The sequence below is a fragment of the Pectobacterium sp. IFB5596 genome (assembly GCF_021432585.1).
Lineage (GTDB): Bacteria > Pseudomonadota > Gammaproteobacteria > Enterobacterales > Enterobacteriaceae > Pectobacterium > Pectobacterium punjabense.
This window is the reverse complement of the sequence record NZ_LXFY01000001.1, coordinates 402,457-428,412: the sequence shown is the minus strand read 5'-3', so window position 1 is coordinate 428,412 and position 25,956 is coordinate 402,457. Positions and strand designations below refer to the sequence as shown.

The following is a 25,956-nucleotide window of genomic DNA, read 5'->3' as shown; positions in this document are numbered from 1 at the left end:
GCTGAAGAGTGAATATCGATAATTCTGACCTTTTACAATTCGTTCTAATTAATCAGCAGACTTGATAATTAGGTTGTATGGCATTATGGTGAAAAGGAAACGCTGTTTCATTTATGTGGATCACACATTTGGTTACTGTTTGAAATTTTTTGTAATCTTTTAATCTGATTATTGTAAGGGAATGGAATAAGTGTATGGAGGACATTGTTGTAAGATTGGGGGATGTATCTCTTGAACGTTAATGATGATAATGATATGTAATTGAACAATGTTTAACCTGTCGCCTGTATTGCTTCTACCACGAACTCGAAATTATTTTATCGACGTGCCGTTGTTAAATGAATAAGTAACCGATAGCCATCAACTATCCCTAAAATTTTAGGGAACCTATCTTATTTTCACGCCACTCATCTCTAGCTATCTCCGTCATGCTGCGGTCAGCACGTTTGCAGGCCTTTCCGTGTGGAATGACGCGGGACATCCGTTTATTAAGTTTGGCGACAGCAGAATGGGGGCGTTAATGATCAACCGTATTGAGAGCAAAAGCAGTTGGGGAAACGCGGCGCCTGCATATGGCGCGGAAGCCAGCAGACAACATGGGCAACATGCAGCATTGCCCGCTGCGCGGTCGGGATCGCGCTCAATCGATTTTGGTGATGTGCCGCCGATTTCCTCTGATTTGAGAGCGATGGCACCTACGCGGGCACTGCCAGCCATGCAGATTGCGGACAGCTCGCTGATTGCGGAACCGAAACCTCTCGTCGATCTTCAGGCGATCGATAGTTCGGCACACAGTAACGCAAAAGCACTGGAAAAGTGGTCGACACTACTGAGCGATCTGCCGGAAAACGAACGCGAGAAGGCGGCAAAGGAATTGAACCGTCCGCTGGCTGCAGCGAAAATGCTACAGGATGGCGGGGTAAACGCGGAAAAAGCACTGATCTATCTGCGTGAGAATTCTGCCATCTATACGGCGATGGATACGGCAAAAGATGGAGGTAGAGCCGACGGACATATTTCGAATCGGGATACCCAATCCTTTATTAATAACATGGAACGGCGCGCTAGCGATGCCAGCCACGCGGTGAAGGAATACAAGGCGAAAAATCCGTCAGCCGATGCGCAGTCGCTGCGGTTAGTGCAATCTTCCGCGCTTTTACTGGCTAATGAACCGTTACTTAATGCCGCCGACCCCAAGAAATCCCATGCGCATTCCCCTCCGCAACAGAACGAACGCACCAGCACGCTGACCGATCTGAACGCGATCATAACCAATAACCCGACGCTGTCACCTCAGCTTAAAGCAGCGGTAAAATTGTGGTCTAACCCTGGATTATTCGGAATTTTGGAGCATGCGGATGTTAAAGGGGAGAAGCTGGCACGCGTCCCGCACGATGGCAAACTGATGATGAAGGACATGACAAGCTGGATTCGGGAGCAGGCGCCGATAAACCGTCAGGAAGCGGCGGAGACGCTGCACAATGCGGCAGCATTAGGGCTGGCAGCGAAAACCGATATCAGTAAGCTGAATGACGCTATTTTTACCCAACCGCCGCAGTATAGCGGGGCGCAAAAATCGGCAACGCTGATCAAACTGCAACAGACGCTGGAACAGGTGGTAGCAGGGCGAGAATATCGGAACACTGACGAAACGGAAAAAGCGCTGAATCAACGTATTGAGGCGTTACAGAAAGACGGAGATGTTATTCAACATTTTGAGCAAGCGGTGCCACGCGAGATTAACACCATTTTACTGTCCGACCCGCTGTTAGCGCAGGCGGCAATGAGCCAACGTTTTTCTACGGCGTCACCGACTGTGCCGCGATCTGTTGGGCTGGATACTTCACTTTCGGCTGTATCTCACGCAGATTCAGGAGTAAAAAGCGATGCGAAGGCGCTAAAAGATGCCGGACGCAGCGTGATGGATTTTGCTAAATCGTCGCTGCATGCGGAGGATTTAACCAAGGCTGCGGGGAGCAAAACGGCCATTGGGCTGGCAGGTAAAGCGGGGGCGGCGATTGCCGGAAAAGTGGTCGGCGCTATTGCAGGTGAAGCTGCGGGGGCCGCCGCTGCTTCCGCCGTTGGCGCAGCCGCAGGCCCAGTAGGTTGGGCAGTGAGCGGGGCGCTCAGCATCGGTATGGGAATTGCTGAGCTAGTGAATTTTTTCAATGCCAAAAACAAACTCAAACACCGGCGGGAAGATTTTGCCAAGACGGTTAATCCCGTGCTGGAGCAGTTCAATATCCCCAAACCGCGCTAAGGTGCCCGCTTAAATCTCGACGGCTTAAATTTCAAAACCTGGAGCGACTTCTTTCACTGGTTTTTTACACGCTTCAGGCTTTGGCTGATTCGCTGGCAGGTTTTTGCAGTCTGGAGCAAAAGGATTCAACGCATCGCGATTCAGATAGAGCACAAACAGGATCAGAATGAGGAGGGGGATCAGTATACGTTTTCTTTTCATGGTTATTTTTCGTGGTTGCGTTACAAAAATGTGTATATGTTAAAAAAACAGGAAAAATTCTAACGTGTTACGTGGCTTTTGTCTTTAGCCTGCTCGGTTTCCACTCTATTGTAGTGATTCGACATAGTGAGATCGGCGAGGTGAAGATGAAAAAGATTCGGTTTGCAGCGATTGGGTTAGCGCATAACCACATTTACGATATGTGTCGACAGTTGATTGATGCAGGCGCTGAACTGGTTGGCGTATTCGAATCCGACCCGGATAATCGAGAAAAATTCACCTCGCTTTTCCCCTCCATTCCTTTTGCATCATCGGCAGAACAGTTGATTAGCGACACATCGATCGATCTCATCGCCTGCGCGGCGATCCCCAGTGATAGAGCCGAACTCGCGTTGCGAGCGCTGGATGCCGGCAAAGATTTTTTCACGGCTAAGCCGCCGCTGACCTCGTTGGAACAGTTGGATGCCGTCCAACGTCAGGTGGCGAAAACGGGTCGCAAGTTTGCTGTGTACTTTAATGAACGCATCAATGTAGATAGCGCGCTGTTTGCGGGTGAACTGGTGCAACAGGGCGAGATTGGGCGGGTGATTCAGACGATGGGGGTTGGCCCACATCGTGAACGCGGCGCGCGGCCTGACTGGTTTTATCAAAAGCATCAGTATGGGGGAATTCTCTGTGATATCGGCATCCACCAGATAGAACAGTTTCTCTATTTTACTGGCAACACCGATGCGCGAGTGGTGACCAGTCAGACGGCGAATTACCACCATCCGCATCATCCCGAATTTGAGGATTTTGGTGATGCCATGCTGTTGGGCGACAATGGAGCGACGGGCTATTTCCGCTGTGACTGGTTTACGCCGGATGGGTTGAGCGTTTGGGGCGACGGCCGTTTGACGATACTGGGAACGGAAGGCTATATCGAAATCAGGAAATATGTCGATCTCACGCGCGGTGAAAGCAACATTGTTTATCTGGTGAATAGCAAGGGTGAGCAGCGTTTTACCCCCGCAGGCCGCGTCAAACGCCACTTTTTCCCGGATTTTTTGCGTGACTGCCGTGAACGCACCGAAAATGCGATGTCGCAGTCGCATATCTTCAAGGCAACAGAGTTGTCGATTCTGGCACAGCAGGCTGCGACGAAGATTGCCTGACGATTGCACGACGACTCCCCGTCAATCCGGCAGACAGGGGGTTATCTGAACCGGAGCCGCTAAATTTTGTGATGCCCAGATCCTGTGTCTGAAGGTGGCTGGGCTACAGCCCATGACAATTTTAAATTTCATACAAAAATACGCGCTGTCCGTAAAACCCGCATTTTCAGCAATATCGGCAATTTTTAACTCTGTCGAAGACAGTAACCGGATGGCATGCTTTATTTTTTTTAATAACATATATTGTTTAAACGTCATGCCAAAGTAACTTTTGAATAGCCGAGAAAAATAGGATTTAGACCAATTGCAGGCAGCAGAAGCCTCTGCCGTTGTGATCTCAGACACCGTGCTGTTTTCCAGGCTGTACAGATATTTTATCAGGCTTGATGCACTAGACGTAACATCGTGGTCACTTTCATTTTCTTCCTGACTTTCAAAAGAAAATACCAGTTCAAGAAATGACGCTAATAATTTCGTCATCAATAGTGATGACCTGTTATAGGTAAACAATTCATTGCACCAGGATAGCAGTGTATCAATACGTTCTGCATTTCTTTCGTCAATATGGAAAACCAGGGGTTTTGATTTTTTTAGTGAGGAAATTGAGGCGTTAGTTTCATTGATGAAATCGTTTTCAAACTGGAATAAATAACGTAAATGATTGGGTTGAGGCGATAAAAACATATCATGAATGACGAGGGCTGGAACGAAGATGAGCGTATTATCTTTGATTTTATACTGGTTGTCGTTAATGGAAAAGAGTCCGTCCGCTCTTCTGAACCACATAATTTCATTCATGAAGTGATAGTGTGGGATAACATCGCAGCCGTTAAATTTTAGAACGTCATCCTCTACCAGAGTATAAAGTTCCCCCGTTAAAACAGGAATGATTTCGTAAATGGGATGTTCGTCACTCATAAGGTTCACTTTCATTATATTTTTATCTTTTTTTTATACATATCTCCCGGATGAAAATCAATAACCTGATTTTGAGGATGAGAGAGTAAGCCTACTCTGAGTCCCCAAAAGGGTTGAGCTCTGTCAAATTGATGTGGGGGAGTTATGTCTGATTCTGCAATAAGTATTAAAGAAAAAATAGGGTATGGATTAGGGGACACGGCCTGTAATTTAGTCTGGCAGACTGTGATGCTGTTTATGGCTTACTTTTATACGGATGTTTTTGGTTTATCGCCTGCCCATATGGGAACCATGTTTCTCGTGGTTCGGGCGATTGATGCAGTCATTGACGTTGGTATTGGTGCTCTGGCGGATAGAACGAGAACGCGGTTTGGGCAGTTCAGGCCTTATATTCTCTGGTTCGCCATTCCGTTTGGCGTGGTTTGCACGCTGACGTTTTATACGCCTGATTTTAGTTACACCGGGAAACTGATTTACGCTTATGCGTCTTACCTGCTGCTGTCCATCGTCTACAGCGCGATTAACGTGCCGTACTGTGCGATGATTAATAACATCAGCAACGACTCCCGCCAGCGGGTTTCTCTCCAGTCATGGCGGTTTTCGCTCAGCGCCATCGGTGGGTTAATCGTCTCTATCTCCGCGTTGCCGTTGGTAAAATACATAGGGAAAGGCAATATTCAGGAAGGCTATTTCTATACCATGATGGTATTTGGCGCACTGAGTATTGTGTTTTTTTACCTCTGTTTCTCAAATACCCATGAGCGATACATCTCCCCGGTAGAGCAAAATTCAGGTTCTGTCTGGCGTGATTTTAAAACGCTGTGCGGGAACCGCGACTGGCGTAGCATGTTCACGTTGAATGTTATCAACCTGATTGCGGTGTTATTCAAAGGCGGTAGTGCGATCTATTATTGTAACTATGTATTGAATCGCCCGGATATCAGCACGTATTTATTAACCACGGCGATCATTTCTGGAACCATCGGTGCATTTATATCACCATACGTTTTTAAAAATATTGATAAGGTGAGAGGATTTAAATATGCGATGTTCCTGGAAGCCATTTTACTGATTGCCATCTACATCATCACTCCCGACATGCTGTGGCTGATATTTGGTACTGTGATACTGGTTAATATCATTCAAGGGGCGGCGACGCCATTGCAATGGGGAATGATATCGGACGTGGTTGACGTATTGGAAAAAGAGAGTGGCAGGAAATTAAGTGGCATTGTATTTTCCACCAACCTATTTGCGATTAAGCTAGGTATCGCGCTGGGCGGTGCATTTATTGGCTGGCTATTGTCCTGGAGTGGTTATATCGGTGGGGCTGACGTTCAGCCGGAAAATGCTGTTAATACCGTCGCGCTTCTGTTTTCTGTTTATCCGGCGATATTGGTTTTTAGTCTGGTGATTATTATGAATCATTATACCTTGAATGATGCCAGACTTGAGGCAATAACGAAAGCCTGAAAGTAAACCTTACCGAAAATGCAAATCCACAAGCAATATTAGCTATGCAGATAATGCTACTTGATGCTATGTGATTTAAGAATAGATTATAACGGAGTGCTTTATGATCAAAAATCCCATTTTTAAAGGATTCAATCCCGATCCGTCTATTTGTCGCCGTAATAATGATTATTACGTTGCTGTTTCTTCTTTTGAATGGTTTCCCGGAATACCGATTTACCATTCTACCGACTTAAAAAACTGGACGTTGCATACTCATGTTTTAAATGATGAAAAGAAAGTCGATTTAACGCGACTGCCTTCAGCAAAGGGAATTTGGGCACCATGCCTCACCTGGTGTGAAGAAGAACAGCTTTTTTACGTCATTTACGGCGTGATGAACTCGATGCATGGCCGATATTTCGATGTAGACAATTATCTGATTACAGCACCGGATATTACGGGTCCCTGGAGCGAGCCCGTCTATTTGCATTCTGGTGGTTATGATGCCTCCATTTTGCATGACGATGACGGGCGGAAATGGATTGTCGCTGTCGATTGGGAAACGCGCGATGGCTACAACGGCGCGATTTCTCTGGTGGAATATTCGCCAGAAACGCAGGCTGTCATCGGCTACCCGAAACGAATTTGGGCGGGAATGACGGGAATTGGCGCGGAAGGCCCGCATCTGACAAAACGGGGCCGTTACTATTATCTGATGTGCGCGGAAGGTGGGACGGGCTACGGGCATTGCGTGACGATGGCGCGAGCGGAACAGGTCTGGGGGCCTTATGAAAGCGATGCGGGTAACCCAATTCTCACGTCGGTGAATCCGGCGCTATTTGAAAAGAATAACGCGGAATATGAGAAGCCTGACTTTTCGATTTTAGGCGTGAAAGACTATCTGCGGCCAGAGTGTTTTAACCCAGAGGTGAAAATACAAAAGGCGGGCCATGGTAGCTATGTCGAAACGCCAGAAGGAGAGGTGTATTTGGTCCATCTCTGCGCGCGGCCTTTTCGGCCAGAGTTATGCTGCCCCTTAGGGCGCGAATCGGCAATACAGAAAATGCGCTGGACGACAGAGGGGTGGATGCGGTTGGAAGGGGATGACAACATGGCGAAAGCCGTCGTCGAACCGAGCGCCTTGCCTGAATCGCCGTCATTCGTAACGCCTGCGCGCGACGACTTTAATGATGATACGCTCGCACTGCATTACTACGCTCCGCGAATTCATCCTAATTCATTTACCGACCTGACAAACCGAGCCAGCCATGTCTGTTTACGCGGGCAAGAATCGCTCAGTTCCACGAATAACGTCAGCTTACTGGCCAGAAAATTAACCTCTGTTTATACGACGGTGAAAACCAAAATGTGCTTTACCCCAGAGGTGTTCCAGCATAGTGCAGGACTGGTGTTGTACTACGACAATATGAACTATCTCTATTTACAAAAGCACTATGACGAAGAAAATCAGTGTGCGGCACTTTCTGTTATTCACATGGAAAATGGTGCGAAGCGGGAAGACTGGCATGCCAGTGCTCGGCTTAATGCCGACGCGGTGTATTTACGGCTGACGATTGAAGGGCGGTCGATTTCCTTCGCCTGGTCGTATGACGATGTACATTATCAATCGGTCGGGAATGTTTACGAAACGATCAAGTTTTCGGATGAATATAGCCAACATGGCGAGTTTACGGGGACGTTTGTTGGGATCGCCTGTGTAGACAGCGTGTTGCATCAGCATACTGCTGCGTTTGATTTCTTCGATTATCAGGCGGATGAAATTCGAGATATTGAATAAATCACGTCAGAGATAAACGCAGCGGTCGCGTATTTTTCGCGAGTTAAGCCATAACAACCGTGCTCCGCAATGGCGCACGGTTGTTCCTTTTCTGTGCACGCCAATGAAGTGAATTCATTTAATTACCTATAAATCAATAGAATAAAAACTGGCATGGTTTTCGCTTTAGTGAATTCAATCTTGTATACCAGATGGGATTCACACTATGCCAAGAATGACGGGACTCACGCTTCAGGAATGGAAACAGCATTACCAACAGCAGGCCGATAGCGTTGGCAAGACGTTAAGTTCACTGCTTGCTAGTCTGTCGGCGGACGATCCCGCGTGGATCGTGCTGGCGACATCTGAACTGCTTGAGGTGCAGATCGCGGCGCTATTACCGCGATATCGTGAAAACCCAGACGCGCTGCCGCTGTTTGGCGTTCCCTTTGCCGTCAAAGACAATATTGATGTTGCAGGCTGGCCGACGAGCGCGGCGTGTCCGGCATTCACCTATTTGGCCGACAAGGATGCGACTGCCGTTGCCAAATTAAAAGCGGCAGGGGCCATTGTCATTGGCAAAACCAATCTCGATCAGTTTGCCACTGGGCTAGTCGGTACGCGCTCACCGTTTGGCGAGGTGCCGAACACCTTCAATGCAGACTATATCAGCGGTGGCTCCAGTTCAGGATCGGCTTCGGTATTAGCTCGTGGACTGGTGGCATTTTCGTTGGGCACCGACACCGCCGGATCGGGACGGGTTCCCGCAGGGTTTAACAATATCGTTGGTCTTAAGCCGACCAAAGGGTGGCTATCGGCAAGCGGTGTCGTACCAGCCTGTCGTTTGAATGACACCATCTCCGTGTTCGCGTTAACGGTCGAAGATGCGTTTACCGTCGCTGAACTGGCTGGCGGATACGATGCAGCAGATGCGTATTCACGCCGTCATCCTGGGAGTGCGCCTGCCGCGCTGCCAACCGCACCGCGCTTTGCTATCCCCAGCGATCCGACCTTTTTTTCCGATGCCACCGCACAGGCAGCATGGCAGCACGCGCTGGCTGAATTAGAAGCGACGGGTGCGACGCTGCATCCTATCGATTTCAGTGTGTTCACGCAGTTAGCAGAACAGCTTTACCAAGGCCCTTGGGTGGCGGAGCGTACGGTGGCTGTGGGTGACCTGCTACGTCAGCCAGAAAACATGGACCCGGTGGTGCTCGGTATTGTGGCGAGCGGCGAGCGTTTCAGTGCAGTGGATACTTTCAAAGCCGAATATCTGCGGGCTGAACTGGCACGCCAAATCCAGCAGAGGCTGACCGCGTTCGATGCGTTAGTTGTGCCGACCTCGCCGACCATCCACACGCGTGAGGCGATGAAGCAGGAGCCGGTGCGCTACAACTCTCAGTTGGGAACCTATACCAACTTTACCAATCTGGCCGACCTCTCGGCGCTGGCGCTGCCTGCTCCTTTCCGTGCTGACGGCTTGCCCGCAGGTATCACGCTGATTGCACCCGCCTGGCATGACCGTGCATTAGCAAGCTTTGGCCTGCGCTGGCAGGCGCATCTTGCGCTTACGCTGGGCGCAACGGGAAAACCGCAGCCTTCCGTTTCCGCTGTCTTGCCGCCTTCCGCATTGCACGTTCGCCTCGCCGTTGTCGGTGCACATCTAACGGGCATGCCTCTGAACCATCAATTAACTAACCGCGATGCGGTACGAATAGAAGAGACGCGCACGGCGGAAAACTATCGTCTTTATGCGCTGGCAAATACGCAACCGGCCAAGCCCGGTTTAGCGAAAAGCACCGATGGCGCGGCGATCGTCGTCGAACTGTGGGACATTCCACTGGCGCGCTTTGGTGAGTTTGTCGCAGAGATTCCAGCGCCGTTGGGGATTGGCACGCTGGCGTTAGCGGATGGCCGACAGGTTAAAGGCTTTATTTGCGAACCAGCCGCGCTGAGCGACGCCGTGGATATCACGGCATTCGGCGGCTGGCGCAACTGGCTTGCCCGTCAGGAGGCGTCTCATGTTTAAAACCGTACTGATCGCTAACCGCGGTGAAATTGCCTGCCGCGCGATACGCACGCTGAAGCGCTTGGGTATTACCAGCGTGGCAATTTATTCCGACGCGGATAAAAACGCGCAGCATGTGAAAGATGCCGATATTGCTGTATCGATTGGTGGGGAAAAGGCCAGCGACAGCTATCTGTGTATCGATAAAGTGCTTGCAGCCGCGCAACAGACGGGGGCTGAGGCGGTCTGGCCGGGCTATGGTTTTCTCTCTGAAAGCCTGCCGTTTGCCGCCGCGTGTGAAAACGCGGGCATTGCGTTTGTCGGGCCAACCGCGCAGCAAATTGGTGAATTTGGCCTGAAGCACCGCGCCCGTGAATTGGCTGCCGCCGCTGGTGTACCGATGACGCCGGGAACACCGCTGCTGGCCTCGCTGGAGGAGGCGCTGACCGCAGCAGAAGAGATCGGCTATCCGGTGATGCTGAAAAGTACAGCCGGTGGCGGGGGGATCGGTCTGACGCGCTGTGCGGATGCCGCTGCGCTGCAAGCCGCATGGGAGAGCGTGCGCCGGTTAGGCGAGCAATTTTTCAGCGATGCTGGCGTCTTTCTCGAACGCTGCATCGATCGCGCGCGTCACGTAGAAGTACAAATTTTTGGCGATGGCAAAGGCCGCGTGGTGGCGCTGGGCGAACGTGATTGTTCATTGCAGCGGCGCAACCAGAAAGTGGTGGAAGAAACGCCCGCACCGCATTTGCCGGACGCTACGCGCGCGGCGCTGTTGGCTTCGGCAGTAAAACTAGGCGAGCTGGTCAACTACCGCAGCGCGGGAACGGTGGAGTTTATCTACGATGCCGAGCGTGATGCGTTCTTTTTCCTCGAAGTGAACACGCGTTTACAGGTTGAACATCCAGTGACCGAGTGCGTCACCGGGCTGGATTTGGTCGAATGCATGCTGCGTGTTGCGGCGGATGAACCGCTGGATTGGGTGCAACTCGCACAGCTCCCGCGTGGCGCGGCGATTGAAGTGCGTATTTATGCGGAAGATCCGCTGAAAAACTTCCAGCCCAGCCCCGGCGTGCTAACCGAAGTCGCGTTTCCCAGCGACGTGCGGGTCGATGGCTGGGTGAGCACGGGTACCGCGGTGTCAGCGTATTACGATCCGATGATCGCCAAACTGATCGTTCATGCAGAAACTCGTGAGCTGGCGCTGGAGAAGATGCAGCAGGCGCTGAATGCTACACGTTTACACGGCATTGCCACCAATCTGGATTATCTGCGTCAAATTATCGCCACCGACGCGTTCCGTAGCGGAACGGTATGGACGCGGATGCTTGATAGCTTTACGCCGTCTGCGTCGGTCATTGAAGTGATCCAACCCGGCACCTGGAGCAGCGTGCAGGATTATCCCGGCCGCCTCGGTTATTGGGATATCGGCGTGCCGCCATCCGGTCCGATGGATGATTTTGCCTTCCGGCTGGCGAACCGCATTGTCGGTAACGATGAGGTTGCGGCAGGGCTGGAATTTACGCTGCAAGGGCCGACGCTGCGTTTCCACAGTACAGCGGTAATTGCGCTGACGGGGGCTGACTGCCCGGCGACGTTGGATGGGGTGGCGGTGCCATACTGGCAGCCCGTTACGGTCACGGCCGGACAAACGCTGACGCTGGGGCGCGCGCAGTCTGGCTGCCGCACTTATCTGGCGGTACGCAACGGCATTGATGTGCCGCAATATCTCGGCAGCCGCTCGACTTTCGCACTCGGAGAATTTGGCGGTCATGCAGGAAGAACGCTGCGCGTGGCGGATATGTTGGCGATCTCTCAACCCGATTTGCCCGCCTGCACCACACCCGCCCCGGTGAGCACACCGCAGGCCGTGGATGCCGCGCTGATCCCGCAGTATGGCAACGACTGGCGCATTGGTGTGCTCTACGGCCCGCATGGCGCACCGGATTTCTTTACCCACGCGGCGATCGACGAATTTTTCGCAGCAGAATGGCAGGTGCACTACAACTCGAACCGACTTGGCGTGCGTCTGGTGGGGCCGAAGCCCAGCTGGACGCGGGCTAACGGCGGTGAGGCCGGGTTACATCCTTCCAACGTTCACGACTGTGAATACGCCATCGGCGCGGTGAATTTTACCGGCGACTTCCCGGTGATCCTCACGCGAGACGGGCCAAGTCTGGGCGGGTTTGTCTGCCCGGTCACCATTGCCAAAGCGGAACTGTGGAAAGTCGGTCAGGTGAAACCGGGTGACCGCATCTGTTTCCATCCTATCAGCGCGGAGGAAGCGCTGGCGCTGGAACAGGCGCAGTCCGATCGTGTTTCTACGCTGGGCATAGCCCATGCGCCTGCCTTTGATGTTCCCTCGTTGGCGACGACAGAACACGGTTCCGCCACAGTGCTGGCGGCAGTGCAGGCTACGGCGACTACGCCAGCCGCCGTTTACCGTCAGGCAGGCGATAACTACATTCTGATCGAATACGGTGAGAACGTGTTGGATCTGGCACTGCGGCTGCGTATTCATCTGCTGATGGCGGCGATCCGCGCTTCTGAGACGGCAGGAATAGAAGAACTGTCACCTGGCGTGCGTTCGCTACAGGTGCGTTATGACAGTCGGATTCTCCGCCAGCGTGCACTGCTGGATGTGTTACTGGATCTGGAAAGCCAGCTTGGCGATGTCAGCCAGATGACCGTGCCGTCGCGCATCGTCCATTTGCCAATGGCGTTTGAAGATAGCGCCACGCTCGGTGCGGTGGAACGTTACCGCGAAACCGTACGCGCCAGCGCGCCCTGGTTGCCGAATAACGTCGATTTTATTCAACGCATTAACGGCTTACCGAGTCGTGATGATGTGCGCGACACCATTTTTGATGCCAGCTACCTGATTTTGGGATTGGGTGATGTTTATCTCGGCGCGCCCTGTGCGGTGCCCGTCGATCCACGCCACCGTTTGCTCAGCTCCAAATACAACCCTGCGCGCACCTTCACCGCCGAAGGCACGGTCGGTATCGGCGGCATGTACATGTGTATCTATGGCATGGATTCGCCGGGCGGCTATCAACTCGTAGGGCGCACGCTGCCGATCTGGAACAAGTTCCTCAAAAATGATCAGTTCATCGCCGATGAACCCTGGCTGCTGCGCTTCTTCGATCAGGTGCGGTTTTATCCGGTTAGCGAGGCCGAACTGACGACGCTGCGTGAGGATTTCCGCGAAGGACGCGCGGCGATCCGCATCGAGGAAACCGAGTTTGATTTTGCTGAACACACACGTTTCCTGGCGGAACAGGCTGAAGACATCACCGCGTTTCGCCAGCGTCAGGCTTCAGCATTTGAAGCCGAAGTGGCGCTGTGGCAGCAGGAGGAGGACAGCTCGCCGTTGGAGAACACACCATCGGCATCCGTAGACAACGACGAAGACGCGTTTCAGGTCAGCGCGGATATGAACGGCAATATCTGGAAAGTGTTGGTGAACGTGGGGGATGTCATCGAAGCCGGACAGCCGCTGATTATCGTCGAAGCCATGAAGATGGAACTGACGATTAGTGCGCCGCAGTCTGGTCGGGTGAAGCGTATTGGCTGCCAGCCGGGTCGACCGGTTAGTCCCGGCGATGCCTTGCTGTGGCTGGAATAACGGATTGGCAGGAATAAACGGCTAAATGGAGAAAACGATGCGAACAGGCATACAGAAAAGCAACAAAGATCGCCCGGAAGCACTGGCAGAGCGGGTATATCAAACGCTGAAAAACGACATTTTCGATTTTCGACTCATGCCGGGCGATCGCTTTAGTGAAAATGAGATTGCCGAGCGGATGTCGGTCAGCCGTACGCCAGTGCGTCAGGCGTTGTTCTGGCTGGAGCGGGAAGGCTATGTCGAAGTCTATTTCCGCAGCGGTTGGCAGGTTCGTCCGTTTGATTTCGCCTATTTCGAGGAACTGTATGACTTCCGCATTGTGCTGGAACGCGAAGCTATTCGGCGACTGTGTGGGATGCCACCAGGTCGTTGCGCGGAGTTACTGGCTGACCTGAAACGCTTCTGGATTGAAGAACCGCGTCTGGATGACGGCAAGATCGTATCCCGTTATGACGAAGCGTTTCACCGGGGGCTGGTTGCGGCGGCGGGCAATAGCGAAATGGCGCGTATTCACGGTGAATTGACGGAGAAAATCCGCATCATTCGCCGCCTCGATTTCACCCGTGAAGATCGCATCGACGCCACCTATAAAGAACATGCCCAGATTTTGCTGGCGATATTGCAACAACACACTGAGGAGGCGCAGCGCATTCTGACCGATCACATTGCGGTCAGTAAGGCCGAAGTCAGGAAAATTACTTTGCACATGCTACAGCAGGCGCGACCTCAATCGGTTCCAACCGCATCTGTTTCACCTGACGCCTCACACGATTCCATTCTCACTCAACATGACTTAAGGGCTAATAAATGAAAAGACGTTCATTGCTAAAAGTTTTTGCGCTTTCCGCGACGGTAGTGGGTATGGGGTTAACCTGGAGCGTGCAGGCGGTGGAGACCATCAAAGTCGGCATTATGCATTCGCTGTCCGGCACGATGGCGATTTCGGAAACGCCACTGAAGGATGTGGCGCTGATGGCCATTGATGAAATCAACGCCAAGGGTGGGGTGCTAGGTAAAAAGCTGGAGCCGGTAGTGGTCGATCCTGCATCAAACTGGCCGCTGTTTGCTGAAAAGGCGCGTCAGTTGCTGACGCAGGATAAAGCGGCGGTGGTGTTCGGCTGCTGGACATCGGTATCGCGTAAATCGGTGCTGCCGGTATTTGAAGAGCTAAACGGTTTGCTGTTCTACCCGGTGCAGTATGAAGGGGAAGAGATGTCGCCGAACGTGTTCTATACCGGTGCAGCCCCCAATCAGCAGGCGATCCCCGCAGTGGAATACCTGATGAGCGAAGACGGTGGGGCGGCGAAGCGTTTCTTCCTGCTGGGTACTGACTATGTGTATCCGCGTACCACCAATAAAATCTTGCGCGCCTTCCTGCATTCCAAAGGCGTGCAGGACAAAGATATCGAGGAAGTCTATACGCCGTTTGGTCACAGCGATTACCAGACCATCGTGTCCAATATCAAGAAATTCTCGACGGGGGGTAAGACGGCGGTAGTTTCTACCATTAACGGCGATTCCAACGTGCCGTTCTATAAAGAACTGGCGAATCAGGGCATCAAAGCGACCGATGTGCCTGTTGTCGCGTTCTCGGTAGGCGAAGAGGAACTGCGCGGTATCGATACCAAACCGCTGGTCGGTCATTTGGCAGCATGGAACTATTTTGAATCGGTAGATAACCCAACCAATGCCGACTTCGTGGAAGCCTACAAAGCCTATGCCAAAGCGAAAAACCTGCCGAATGCGGGGTCGGTGGTGACTAATGACCCGATGGAAGCGACCTATGTGGGCATTCACATGTGGGCGCAGGCGGTAGAGAAAGCGGGCACCACGGACGTGGATAAAGTCCGCGCCGCGATGGCGGGTCAAACCTTTGCCGCACCGGATGGCTTTACGCTGACGATGGACAGCACCAACCACCATTTGCATAAGCCGGTGATGATTGGCGAAATCGAGGAAAACGGTCAGTTCAACGTGGTCTGGCAAACCGATAAACCGGTTCGCGCTCAGCCCTGGAGCCCGTACATCGCCGGTAATGATAAGAAGCCCGATCATCCAATCAAAGCCGCACAGTAAACATCGCCCCTATACGCCCCGTCCAACGATTGGACGGGGATATTTCCTCTCTTATATGGCGGACATTGCGATGATTAATCGTCAATTATCTACGTTTGTGCTGTCGCTGTGTCTGATGCTTCCCTGTCTGGCACAGGCTGGGCCTGCGGCCGATTTCGCCGCCGCCAGCCGCACGCAGCAGGCTGAACTGCTGCAACAATGGGCCGCAGCGCCGGAACCTGCGCGCTTGCCGCTGCTACAGGCACTGCGTAATGAATCGGTGGTGCTCGATCGGGATCAGCAGCCGTTTATGGATGTACAGGGTACGTTAACGCCGCTGGAAGGGAGTGCGGAACCGGTTGGTGCGACCAAAAAACTGTTTATGAATAACCGCCTGCGCGTGCTGATTGCCACCGCGCTGGCCTCGCACCAGTTAGTCAGTGATGATGCGACCACTCGCCTGAATGCGGTGCGGCAATTGCAGGGCGACAGCAGTGCGGAACAACTGCCGCTATTGGTACAGCGCCTTGGGGTAGAGAAAGACGCGCAGGTGCACGATGCGCTGAATATTGCGATTGCCACTCGGCAGCTAAGCGACGCCGATCCGTTGGTGCGTCTTGATGCCGTCAAACGATTAGGGCAGACCGGCGATCCGCAAATGCAGGCGCTGTTACAGCCGTTGACGCAGGCACCCAATGAATCCGATACCGGCGTGCGTGCGGCAGCGCAAGAGAGTTTGGATCAAATTAAGCAAAGTTTGATCGTCGGCGATCTGCTGGGGCAGGCGTTTACCGGGCTGTCGCTCGGTTCTATTTTGCTGCTGGCGGCATTGGGGCTGGCAATCACCTACGGGTTGCTGGGCGTCATCAACATGGCGCACGGCGAAATGCTGATGCTGGGAGCATACGCAACCTGGCTGGTGCAGTCGCTGTGCCAGCAGTTTGCACCCAGTTGGCTGGCGTATTATCCGCTGCTGGCGCTGCCTGTCGCTTTTTTCATTACTGCTGGCGTCGGGATGGCGCTGGAGCGCACGGTGATCCGCCATCTTTATGGCCGACCACTGGAAACGCTGCTGGCGACCTGGGGGATTAGCCTGATGCTGATCCAACTGGTGCGGATGCTGTTCGGTACGCAGAATCTGGAAGTGGCGAACCCCGCGTGGCTGTCTGGCGGGCTGCGTGTATTGCCGAATCTGGTGCTGCCGTATAACCGCATCGCGGTAATTCTGTTTGTCCTCGGCGTGCTGCTGCTCACTTGGATCTTACTCAATAAAACCCGCCTTGGCATGAATGTGCGGGCGGTGACGCAAAATCGGGCGATGGCAGACTGCTGCGGCGTGCCGACCGGACGCGTCGATATGCTGGCTTTTGGCCTCGGCTCTGGCATTGCTGGTCTTGGTGGGGTGGCACTGTCGCAATTGGGCAACGTCGGACCGGAATTGGGACAAGGTTACATCATTGATTCCTTCCTCGTCGTCGTGTTAGGCGGGGTCGGACAGCTTGCAGGGACAGTGGTTGCCGCGTTCAGCCTCGGTATCCTTAACAAAGTGCTGGAACCGCAGATCGGTGCGGTGCTGGGTAAAATCGTCATTCTGGTACTGATCGTACTGTTTATTCAGAAACGGCCACAGGGGCTGTTTGCATTCAAAGGACGGGTGATTGACTGATGACGCAACCTATTACGCAATCTATTAAGCAGCCGATGACGATAACCCTGACGCAGCGCGCGCCGCGACTCATGCTTGGCCTTGGTTCGACGCTACTATTGGCTTTGCTGATCCTGCCGTTTCTCGCGCTGTTGCCCGCAGAGAACCCGCTGGCGATCTCCACTTATACGCTGACGCTAATCGGCAAAATTCTGTGCTATGCGATTGTCGCCGTGGCGCTGGATTTGGTGTGGGGCTACGCCGGGCTGCTGTCGCTCGGCCACGGCCTGTTTTTCGCACTGGGCGGCTACGCGATGGGCATGTACCTGATGCGACAGGCCGCTGGCGAAGGGATGCCCGCATTTATGTCATTCCTGTCGTGGACGGAGCTACCGTGGTTTTGGGCCGGCACGCAGTATTTCGTCTGGGCGCTGTGCCTGATTGTGCTGGTGCCGGGTGTGCTGGCGTTTGTGTTCGGCTGGTTCGCATTCCGCTCCAAAATCAAGGGCGTCTATTTCTCAATCATGACGCAGGCGTTGACCTACGCCGGCATGTTGCTGTTTTTCCGTAACGAAACCGGCTTTGGGGGTAACAACGGATTTACCGGTTTTACTACGCTGCTGGGCTTCCCCATTACGGCTACGGGTACACGCATCGGGCTATTTGTTGCCACCGTGCTGCTGCTTGCTGCCAGCCTGCTGGTGGGGTTTACGCTGGCACGTAGCAAATTTGGCCGTGTGTTGACGGCGGTGCGCGATGCGGAAAATCGCCTGATGTTCTGCGGCTACGATCCGAAAGGCTTTAAGCTGTTTGTCTGGACGCTTTCCGCCGTGCTATGCGGGCTGGCAGGGGCGCTGTATGTGCCGCAGGTTGGCATCATCAACCCTAGCGAAATGTCACCAACTAACTCCATCGAGGCGGCGATCTGGGTTGCTTTGGGTGGACGCGGAACGCTAATCGGCCCGCTGCTCGGTGCGGGGATCGTCAACGGAGCGAAAAGCTGGTTTACCGTGGCCTTTCCCGAATACTGGCTGTTTTTCTTGGGGCTGATGTTTATTCTCGTCACGCTATTTTTACCGCGTGGGGTGGTTGGATTGTTGAGGAGGAAGAAACATGACTGAGTCTGTATTTGTACCCTCAGCGGCTGTACCTACGGTTTCTTCACAGACCCAGTTTGCCCAGCGACATCCGTCGGATCGCCATCGACACCAGACCGACCCTGTGCTGCAACTCGACAAGATTAATGTGAGTTTTGACGGTTTCCGTGCGCTCACCGATCTCTCATTGCAGATTGGTGTGGGGGAACTGCGCTGCATCATCGGGCCTAACGGCGCGGGGAAAACTACGCTGATGGATGTGATTACCGGTAAAACGCGACCGGATAACGGTAAGGTGTTTTACGATCAGTTCACTGACCTGACGATGCTATCGCCAGTGGACATTGCCCGTGCGGGAATAGGGCGAAAATTCCAAAAACCGACGGTATTTGAAGCACTGACGGTGTTCGAAAACCTCGAAATCGCGTTGAAAACCGATAAATCGGTGTGGGCAAGCCTGCGTGCCAGGTTGAACGGCGAACAACGTGATCGGATTGACGACACGCTAGCGCTGTTGCGGCTCGGCCATGAACGACAGCGACCCGCAGGGCTGTTGTCGCATGGGCAAAAGCAGTTTTTAGAAATTGGCATGCTGTTAGTTCAGGAACCACATCTGCTATTGCTCGATGAACCCGCAGCCGGGATGACCGATGCAGAAACCGCCTATACCGCCGAACTGTTCCGCAGTTTGGCAGGTAAGCACTCGTTGATGGTAGTGGAACACGATATGGGTTTTGTCGAAAGTATTGCTGACCACGTTACGGTGCTGCACCAGGGACAGGTACTGGCAGAAGGATCGCTGCGCGAGGTACAGGCTAACGAGCAGGTTATTGACGTTTATCTGGGGCGCTAACATGTTAGAAATTTCAGAATTGAATCAATATTACGGCGGTAGCCACATCCTGCGCGGCTTATCTTTTGAGGTAAACTCCGGCGAAATTACCTGCCTGCTAGGGCGCAACGGCGTAGGGAAAACTACGCTGCTGAAATGTCTGATGGGCTTGATCCCGGCAAAATCCGGCACAATTCGCTGGCAGGGCGACGCGATCAATACGCGTAAACCTTATCAGCGTGTGCAGGCGGGCATCGCCTACGTGCCGCAGGGGCGGGAAATTTTTCCTCGCCTGACGGTAGAGGAGAATCTGCTGATGGGGCTATCACGCTTTCCGGGCAAACAGGCGCGACAGGTGCCAGATGAGATCTGCCAGCTTTTCCCGGTGCTGGATGAAATGAAACAGCGGCGCGGCGGTGATTTGTCCGGCGGGCAACAGCAACAGCTGGCGATTGGACGCGCGCTGGCCTGCAAACCACAGTTATTGATTTTGGATGAGCCGACAGAAGGGATACAGCCATCGGTCATTAAAGAGATTGGCGCGGTTATTCGCCAACTGGCGCAGCGCGGTGATATGGCGATTCTGCTGGTCGAGCAGTTTTACGACTTCGCCGCTGAACTGGCAGACAGCTATCTGGTGATGTCACGTGGGGAAATCGTCCAGCGCGGACGGGGAGAAACAATGGAGCAAGACGGCGTACGGGGACTGGTCGCGATTTGATATGTGTTCTGTCTAAAACGTTGAGTTGAATAGGCTGCGTCTACATATTTTCAATATTACATAATGAGTAGAAGAGGCAGCCTAATTTTCTGTAGCAGATACACCGCTAGCGTACCAACGCGAGCGGTGTTCAAACGTTAATTTTCACCCTGAATGTCGAATTGCTTAGGATATAAAATTATAAATTTGACTTTATATTTAAAAAATCGAATCCATATCTGAAATTATATTAACGGGACTGAATTATTCTGCTTTTTGTATCAACAACGTGGCCTGACCGGCATTATCATTACAATTATCGTCAACGATATAGGCTACAAACGGTGATGTTGTTGTATCCACAACCGTCGGAGTGCTGGTCACAGAAACGCCCCAGCGGGCATTTTTAAATCCACCTTGCAACATAACACTATCGATAATGCAACTATTAGATGCGCCCATGCAATTCATGGTATTAGAAACGAGAGAAAAAACATATCTCCCTTGATCTAAAGTAAATTTTACGGGGGTGCCTGTTAAGGTGTCAGTAAACGGTGTACTCAAACAATTGCTTTTAGGATCAATCGTTATGTTCGTTGCAGCTTCTGTGGCGAAAGAAAAAAAGGCCAGCATGAACATGCTGATAGCGGTATTACGCATGATTAAATCTCCTGATAAGCGGGTCATGGATGAATTAATGCAATCTTGCAATGCATATCGTCATCAATAAACCAATCCATTAAAAAATCGCGCTTATTCTAGGCTATAAAGGGTAAAAATCCTCAATGATTTAACCTATTAATTAATGATTTTTTTAAATATAATTCTCTGATTATGTTTTTTTCTAAAATTTTATTTTTTGGGAAATTGTTATTCAACAAATGGGTGCTTTATTGGATATAACAGCCACATTCAAAGCTTGTCAGGAAAATGTACTTTGCTGTAGAACGTGTATCCTTGCAAACATCAGCACATCAGAATTCACGATGGTGTTGCGACTTATTTTGTCAGGCGGGTTTATAGTGATGTCTCGTAACTTCAACGTAGAAAATTGCGTTGAAGTGGGCGTGTACGGACAGACATGAACACCGCGTTGTTAACACGCCCGAAATGATAGTGCCTACGCTATAAGCAGCATGCTTTCGACGCGAGTATTGCTGTGCAGAAACCACCGTTTCTTCTCTCTTCTGCTCAAATATATACTCTGCTATCTGTATATTCGACGTATCGTCAGTTATCTTTTCTAGCCACAGGCGTGACTTTCCGTCTCACTGTTACGTTGCTATGAGATATCGATATGAACACAATTAGTATCTACCACAACCCCGACTGCGGTACCTCGCGTAATACGCTGGAGATGATCCGTAATAGCGGCGCAGAACCCACGGTGATTTACTATCTTGATACGCCGCCTTCACGTGATGAACTGGTGACGCTCATTGGCGACATGGGAATGACGGTTCGTGCCTTGCTGCGCAAGAACGTAGAACCTTACACACAACTGGGGCTTGCTGAAGAAAGATTTACTGACGAACAGCTCATTGATTTCATGTTGCAACATCCGATCCTGATAAACCGTCCGATTGTCGTTACTCCGTTGGGAACCAGACTATGTCGTCCATCAGAGCAGGTGCTGGATATTCTCCCCGATCCGCAACGAGGTGCATTCACGAAAGAAGATGGTGAAGAAGTCACTGATGAAGCGGGCCAACGCGTGAAATAGAGCCAGAAGGGAGACATCTGGCTCAATGCGCTTTCTCACAGCACCTTATTCAAAAAATTGATGGTGCGCGGGTGGCGGGGATGGTTTAGCACCTGCCAGGAATCACCGCTTTCGACGATTTTGCCATCGACCATAAATACCACGCGGTCTGCGACTTCACGCGCAAAGCCGATTTCATGTGTGACGACAACCAGCGTCACGCCGGAGCGGGCAAGTGATTTGATGACATCCAACACCTCGCCGACCAGCTCGGGATCGAGGGCGGACGTCGGTTCATCAAACAGCATCACTTTCGGCTTAAGTGCCAGCGCGCGGGCGATGGCGACGCGCTGCTGCTGACCACCGGAAAGGTGGCGTGGATAAGACTGCGCTTTATGGCGTAGCCCGACGCTTTCCAGCAGGGTAAAGGCGACATCTTCGGCCTCCTGGCGGGAATAGAGTCGATGCGCCAGCGGGGCTTCAATGATGTTTTCCAACACCGAAAGATGGGGGAACAGATTGAAATTCTGGAATACATAGCCGACGTTGATACGCTGGCGTAACACGTCCTTTTCTTTCAATTCGTAGAGCGTATTCCCTTTGCGGCGATAGCCGATGTAGTCGCCGTCGATACGGATAAAGCCTTGATCCACGCGCTCAAGATGATTAATAGTGCGCAGCAGCGTGGATTTCCCCGAACCGGATGGGCCAAGGATTACCGTGACCGAGCCGGGTGCTAGCGTCAGATTGATATCCTCCAGCGCTTTATGTTGACCAAAATGTTTCGCCACATTGCGGATCTCGATCAGCCCACGCGCGCTTTCTGCCTGTGGCTGCGTAGTGGTTCGGGCGTGAGCAAAATAGTCGATAGCTTCAGACATGGTGAATCTCCAAAATCAGGTGAGTGAACGTGCGCGTTTGCGCGTCAGGAAACGGACGAACCTCTGGCGCGGTGTAGGCGGCATTTCGCGCACGGCACCGCGGGACACATAGCGTTCCACGTAGTATTGGACGATGGAGAGCACAGTGGTAATCAGCAGATACCAGATGGTAGCGACCATCAGCAACGGAATAACCTGTTGTGTACGGTTGTAGATGACCTGAACGGTGTAAAACAGCTCTGGCAGCGCCAGTACGTAAACGATCGAAGTGCCTTTCGCCAGACTGATGATTTCGTTGAAGCCGGTGGGCAGAATGGAACGTAGCGCCTGTGGCAGAATGATACGCACCGTGCGGCGACCACCGGGCAGACCGAGTGCCGCAGAGGCTTCAAACTGACCCGCGTCCACGCCGAGAATACCGCCGCGAATAATTTCCGCCGTATACGCAGATTGCACTAGCGTCAGGCCAAGCACGGCGACGGAAAATTGATCCAGTAGGTCAATCGTCGGATAGCGCAGAAATACGACGGAGGTGAACGGAATGCCTAACGCCAATTCGTCATAGAGATAAGAGAAGTTGTACAGGATGATCAACACCAGAATCAGCGGGAGTGACCGAAAGAGCCAGATAGGGGTCAGTTTGGATATCGAAAATTATTGTACGTTAAGGCTATTTCTTGACCTTTCGACTTTAGCGGGTCTCAGCCGACGAAACTTACCGGAAGCCGGTATCCGGTTGCTTTTCCAGATATAATCACCTGTCAGATTGATGTGTTCCCAGCCTAACGGCGACAAATGCGACAGCAGTTGCTCGTTAATCTTCACCCCTTTACGCTTCAGGGCATCGACCGCTCTTTCCATATACACGGTATTCCTCAGGGAGATAGCCGCCGTCAGCAGCGTCAGTCCGCTGGCGCGATAGCTTTGATTTTCCGGCTTTCGGTCCCTGATTTCTCCCAGCCGGTGCATGAATACCGCACGCGCCAGCGCGTTACGGGCTTCACCTTTATTCAGTCCCGCTTGTACCCGCCTACGCAGTGCAGGATCGCGGAACCAGTCGAGCATAAACAGCGTTCGCTCAATGCGGCCAATTTCTCTCAGTGCTTTGGCAAGTCCGTTTTGCTTGGGGTAGCTGGCCAGTTTTTCAGCATCAGGGATGCCGTTACGGTTCCCTGCTTTATCGAGGTCGCCAGACGCAGCACTGCACGCCAGTGAATCTCGATCTCTTTCAGGTTCAGGCTGGTCGTGGATATCAGCGACTGAAGCGCCGGGAATTGATCCGCTTTCCCTTTGATAAACAGCTTCTTGTCGTGGAGATCCCTGATTCGTGGACAGAACGCAAATCCCAGCAGATGCATCAGGGCAAAAACATGATCGGTGAAACCCGCGGTATCGGTGTAATGCTCCCTGATTTCCAGGTCGCTTTCGTGGTACAGCAGGCCATCGAGCACATGGGTTGAATCCCTGACCCGACTGATTATGCAGGTGTAAAACGGGCTGTATTGATCCGAAATATGGGTATAAAACTGACGTCCGGGCTCCTGTCCGTATTTCGGGTTAACCTGCCCTGCGTATCGGCCTGAGCTGCCAGTTCTGAAATTCTGCCCATCCGATGATGAGGTTGTCCCGTCTCCCCAGAACGCCGCTAATGGCCGCTTCCCCTGCGCATTCACCAGCTCGGCGAGGGCAGCTGAATAGGTTTCGTCGCGGATGTACCATGCCTGAATATCTTCCAGTGATGATTTGGTGCTTCCGGGGCAGGCTTCCGCCATTTTGCTCAGTCCAAGATTGATGCCATCCGCAAGAATGGTGGTGAGAAGCAGGCGGGTATCGGGACGGGCGATGTCATTTTTTATATGCGAAAAATGTCGGGTAAACGTTGTCCAGCTGTTTACCTCGTCGAGAATTTCCGTGATTTTAGGGCGCGGTAACATGCTGTAAACCAGCTCTGCCAGCGGTGAAACCTGCACCGGAACGCAGTTATCCAGCGGAGAGACTTTTACACCTTTGTCAGTTATTTCCACATCGGGCAGTTCACCACGCGCGGCCATGGCATTGACCTCTTCAAGTCTGGACTGAAGCAGGGTCATACGGCTGGTAATGTACTCATGATAATCAGCTGATACGGGCAGTGGCAGCGCCGGTGTGAGTTTGTCAAAGTCCTTTTCGGGTATGAGGTAATCATCAAAGTTTTTGTAGCGCCGTGAGCCTCTGACCCAGATGTCCCCGGAACGCAACGCCCCCTTAAGCTCGCTGAGCGCACAAAATTCATAGTACTGCCGGTCAATACCCGCCGGAGTCATCACTACCTTGCGCCAGCTTTCAGGGACAAACTCAAGCGGTGCCGTCGCCGGTACTTTGCGGGATTGCTTCCGGTACATGTCTTTGATCACAACCAGCGCATCAGCCAGAGGTTGCGCTGCCGGAGTGGCGACTAACTGCAAAGCGGACAACATGCGCGGGGCATATTTCCGTAATGTGCTGTATTTCTCGGTAATAATATGCAGCGGGTCAAAATTATTCTTTCTGGCGAGATGGCGTGTTTCCTCCAGACTGGCGACAAATTCAGGCCATGGCAGTATGTTTTCTATTGCGAGCCATGGATCGCCACCGCAATCACGGGCTTCAGACAGCGCCTGACCGACATCGATGTATTGCCTCAGTTTTGACTGGATCAGCTTGCCGGTCTGCTGAAGGCGCTCAGCCTGTGTTCTTTTGGCTTTACTGAACAGGCTGTTCAGCATTCGCTCATGCAGCTCAATCACTTCGTCTGTCAGTGTGGCTCTGGCTTCTTCCAGCACGCATACCAGGATCGCATGACGCCGGGCTGCTGAAAATCGGGTCAAATCCCGGCTGCTCATCTTTCGGCCTTCCCGCGCCAGTTTCAGCAACCGGTTCTGGTGAATGGTACGATCTATACCTTCAGGTAATGCCAGCGATTCAATGCCACTGAGCCGATCAAGGTGTTGCAGCACGTTCTTACCATTGATTTTACCCGGCGGTTGCAGAAGCCATGTCAGCTTGGAAGGCTGATTATCTGAAGACTCAAGCAAACGATCCAGGGCATCCCTGTGAGCCGAAGTTAACGAGGCATTCAGGGTCTGAAATACGATTTTATCGCCGCCAGCCATGGCCTCCGCACAGGTACGCTCCACGACATCAATCGAAGGGATTATCACGTTGTTCTTCCGGAGCCAGACCAGCAGTTCTTCGGCCAGGAGAATACCTTTATCGGTGCGCGTCGCCATCGGCAGCAGGTGTGTAATGCAGTCCTGCTGTATTCTGCCGGTGAACGGCTTTACGCCAAGATAGCGGTACAGTTCGGTTAAATGCTCACGTCGGGTCGTATCCCTGCCGGAAAGGTAAGCAGGCCAGAGATCCCCGGTAAGTTTTAGCCTGCTGGCGATATGCTTCAGCAGCGCATCAGAGGGCGGGATTTTTTTATCCGGGGCAAAGCCGACATTTTTCAGATAGCAAAGAAGGACGGCAAAACCAAAACGGCTGGCAGGTTTACGGTGAGCACTGATAAGCGCCAGATCATGCTCACTAAAATACGCCATTCGTGTCAGCGTTAACTCATCGTCCGGTAATGCCAGTAGAGATTCTCTTTCCGAATGAGAAAGAATCTGCCTCCTTGCCATAT

17 protein-coding genes and 2 pseudogenes are annotated in these 25,956 nt (G+C 52.4%); 13 read left to right on the top strand and 6 right to left on the bottom strand.

Going from position 1 to position 25,956, the window contains the following annotated elements:
• Window positions 1-520 precede the first annotated feature (520 nt).
• Window positions 521-2,260, top strand: a complete 1,740-nt coding sequence (locus A6301_RS02060) for a type III effector HrpK domain-containing protein (protein WP_234256988.1) — start codon at window positions 521-523, stop codon at window positions 2,258-2,260.
• A gap of 24 nt (window positions 2,261-2,284) precedes the next feature.
• Here A6301_RS02060 and A6301_RS02055 read toward each other — a convergent pair whose 3' ends face one another.
• Window positions 2,285-2,461: a hypothetical protein gene (locus A6301_RS02055; RefSeq protein WP_011093700.1), complete on the bottom strand. Its 177-nt coding sequence runs from the start codon at window positions 2,459-2,461 to the stop codon at window positions 2,285-2,287.
• Window positions 2,462-2,607: 146 nt separating this feature from the next.
• Here A6301_RS02055 and A6301_RS02050 point away from each other — a divergent pair, with 146 nt between their 5' ends.
• The gene (locus tag A6301_RS02050; RefSeq protein ID WP_234256987.1) at window positions 2,608-3,615 is read left to right on the top strand and encodes a Gfo/Idh/MocA family protein; all 1,008 of its coding nucleotides are present in this window, start codon (window positions 2,608-2,610) and stop codon (window positions 3,613-3,615) included.
• A gap of 21 nt (window positions 3,616-3,636) precedes the next feature.
• On the opposite strand, the gene A6301_RS02045 is transcribed toward A6301_RS02050, so the two are convergent.
• The gene (locus A6301_RS02045; protein ID WP_234256986.1) at window positions 3,637-4,533 is read right to left on the bottom strand and encodes a helix-turn-helix domain-containing protein; all 897 of its coding nucleotides are present in this window, start codon (window positions 4,531-4,533) and stop codon (window positions 3,637-3,639) included.
• Window positions 4,534-4,677: 144 nt separating this feature from the next.
• Between A6301_RS02045 and A6301_RS02040 the strand changes: the two genes are divergently transcribed.
• From A6301_RS02040 to urtE, 10 genes are all read left to right on the top strand, one after another.
• Entirely contained in the window at window positions 4,678-6,006 is a 1,329-nt protein-coding gene (locus A6301_RS02040; RefSeq protein WP_234256985.1) for an MFS transporter, read from the top strand.
• Between the two features lie 103 nt (window positions 6,007-6,109).
• Window positions 6,110-7,786, top strand: coding sequence for a glycoside hydrolase family 43 protein (locus tag A6301_RS02035; protein WP_215483002.1), 1,677 nt, complete (start codon window positions 6,110-6,112; stop codon window positions 7,784-7,786).
• Window positions 7,787-7,991: 205 nt separating this feature from the next.
• The gene (atzF, locus tag A6301_RS02030; protein WP_234256984.1) at window positions 7,992-9,794 is read left to right on the top strand and encodes an allophanate hydrolase; all 1,803 of its coding nucleotides are present in this window, start codon (window positions 7,992-7,994) and stop codon (window positions 9,792-9,794) included.
• A complete protein-coding gene (uca, locus tag A6301_RS02025; RefSeq protein ID WP_234256983.1) occupies window positions 9,787-13,401 on the top strand; it encodes an urea carboxylase in 3,615 nt (1,204 codons plus the stop codon). The genes atzF and uca overlap by 8 nt, the downstream gene beginning before the upstream one ends.
• Window positions 13,402-13,438: 37 nt before the next feature.
• Window positions 13,439-14,212, top strand: coding sequence for a GntR family transcriptional regulator (locus A6301_RS02020; protein WP_234256982.1), 774 nt, complete (start codon window positions 13,439-13,441; stop codon window positions 14,210-14,212).
• Complete coding sequence (gene urtA, locus A6301_RS02015) at window positions 14,209-15,477, top strand: urea ABC transporter substrate-binding protein (protein ID WP_234256981.1); 1,269 nt, start codon at window positions 14,209-14,211, stop codon at window positions 15,475-15,477. The genes A6301_RS02020 and urtA overlap by 4 nt, the downstream gene beginning before the upstream one ends.
• Before the next feature lie 55 nt (window positions 15,478-15,532).
• Entirely contained in the window at window positions 15,533-17,122 is a 1,590-nt protein-coding gene (gene urtB / locus A6301_RS02010) for an urea ABC transporter permease subunit UrtB (RefSeq protein WP_234256980.1), read from the top strand.
• Between the two features lie 23 nt (window positions 17,123-17,145).
• Window positions 17,146-18,222, top strand: coding sequence for an urea ABC transporter permease subunit UrtC (gene urtC / locus A6301_RS02005; protein WP_215483065.1), 1,077 nt, complete (start codon window positions 17,146-17,148; stop codon window positions 18,220-18,222).
• On the top strand, window positions 18,215-19,051 hold the full coding sequence (gene urtD / locus A6301_RS02000) for an urea ABC transporter ATP-binding protein UrtD (protein WP_107169578.1): 837 nt from the start codon (window positions 18,215-18,217) through the stop codon (window positions 19,049-19,051). The genes urtC and urtD overlap by 8 nt, the downstream gene beginning before the upstream one ends.
• 1 nt (window position 19,052) lies before the next feature.
• Entirely contained in the window at window positions 19,053-19,751 is a 699-nt protein-coding gene (gene urtE / locus A6301_RS01995) for an urea ABC transporter ATP-binding subunit UrtE (protein WP_234256979.1), read from the top strand.
• 243 nt (window positions 19,752-19,994) lie between these two features.
• Here urtE and A6301_RS01990 read toward each other — a convergent pair whose 3' ends face one another.
• On the bottom strand, window positions 19,995-20,390 hold the full coding sequence (locus A6301_RS01990) for a hypothetical protein (RefSeq protein ID WP_107169576.1): 396 nt from the start codon (window positions 20,388-20,390) through the stop codon (window positions 19,995-19,997).
• 637 nt (window positions 20,391-21,027) lie between these two features.
• Between A6301_RS01990 and arsC the strand changes: the two genes are divergently transcribed.
• A complete protein-coding gene (gene arsC, locus A6301_RS01985) occupies window positions 21,028-21,453 on the top strand; it encodes a glutaredoxin-dependent arsenate reductase (RefSeq protein ID WP_107169575.1) in 426 nt (141 codons plus the stop codon).
• A 35-nt stretch (window positions 21,454-21,488) separates the two neighbouring features.
• On the opposite strand, the gene A6301_RS01980 is transcribed toward arsC, so the two are convergent.
• From A6301_RS01980 to A6301_RS01970, 3 genes and pseudogenes are all read right to left on the bottom strand, one after another.
• Window positions 21,489-22,313, bottom strand: a complete 825-nt coding sequence (locus tag A6301_RS01980; RefSeq protein ID WP_233671819.1) for an amino acid ABC transporter ATP-binding protein — start codon at window positions 22,311-22,313, stop codon at window positions 21,489-21,491.
• 15 nt (window positions 22,314-22,328) lie between these two features.
• Window positions 22,329-22,943: pseudogene (locus A6301_RS01975) on the bottom strand (amino acid ABC transporter permease); the annotation flags it as partial.
• Between the two features lie 24 nt (window positions 22,944-22,967).
• Window positions 22,968-25,954 (bottom strand): annotated as a pseudogene (locus A6301_RS01970) (Tn3 family transposase).
• Window positions 25,955-25,956 lie beyond the last annotated feature (2 nt).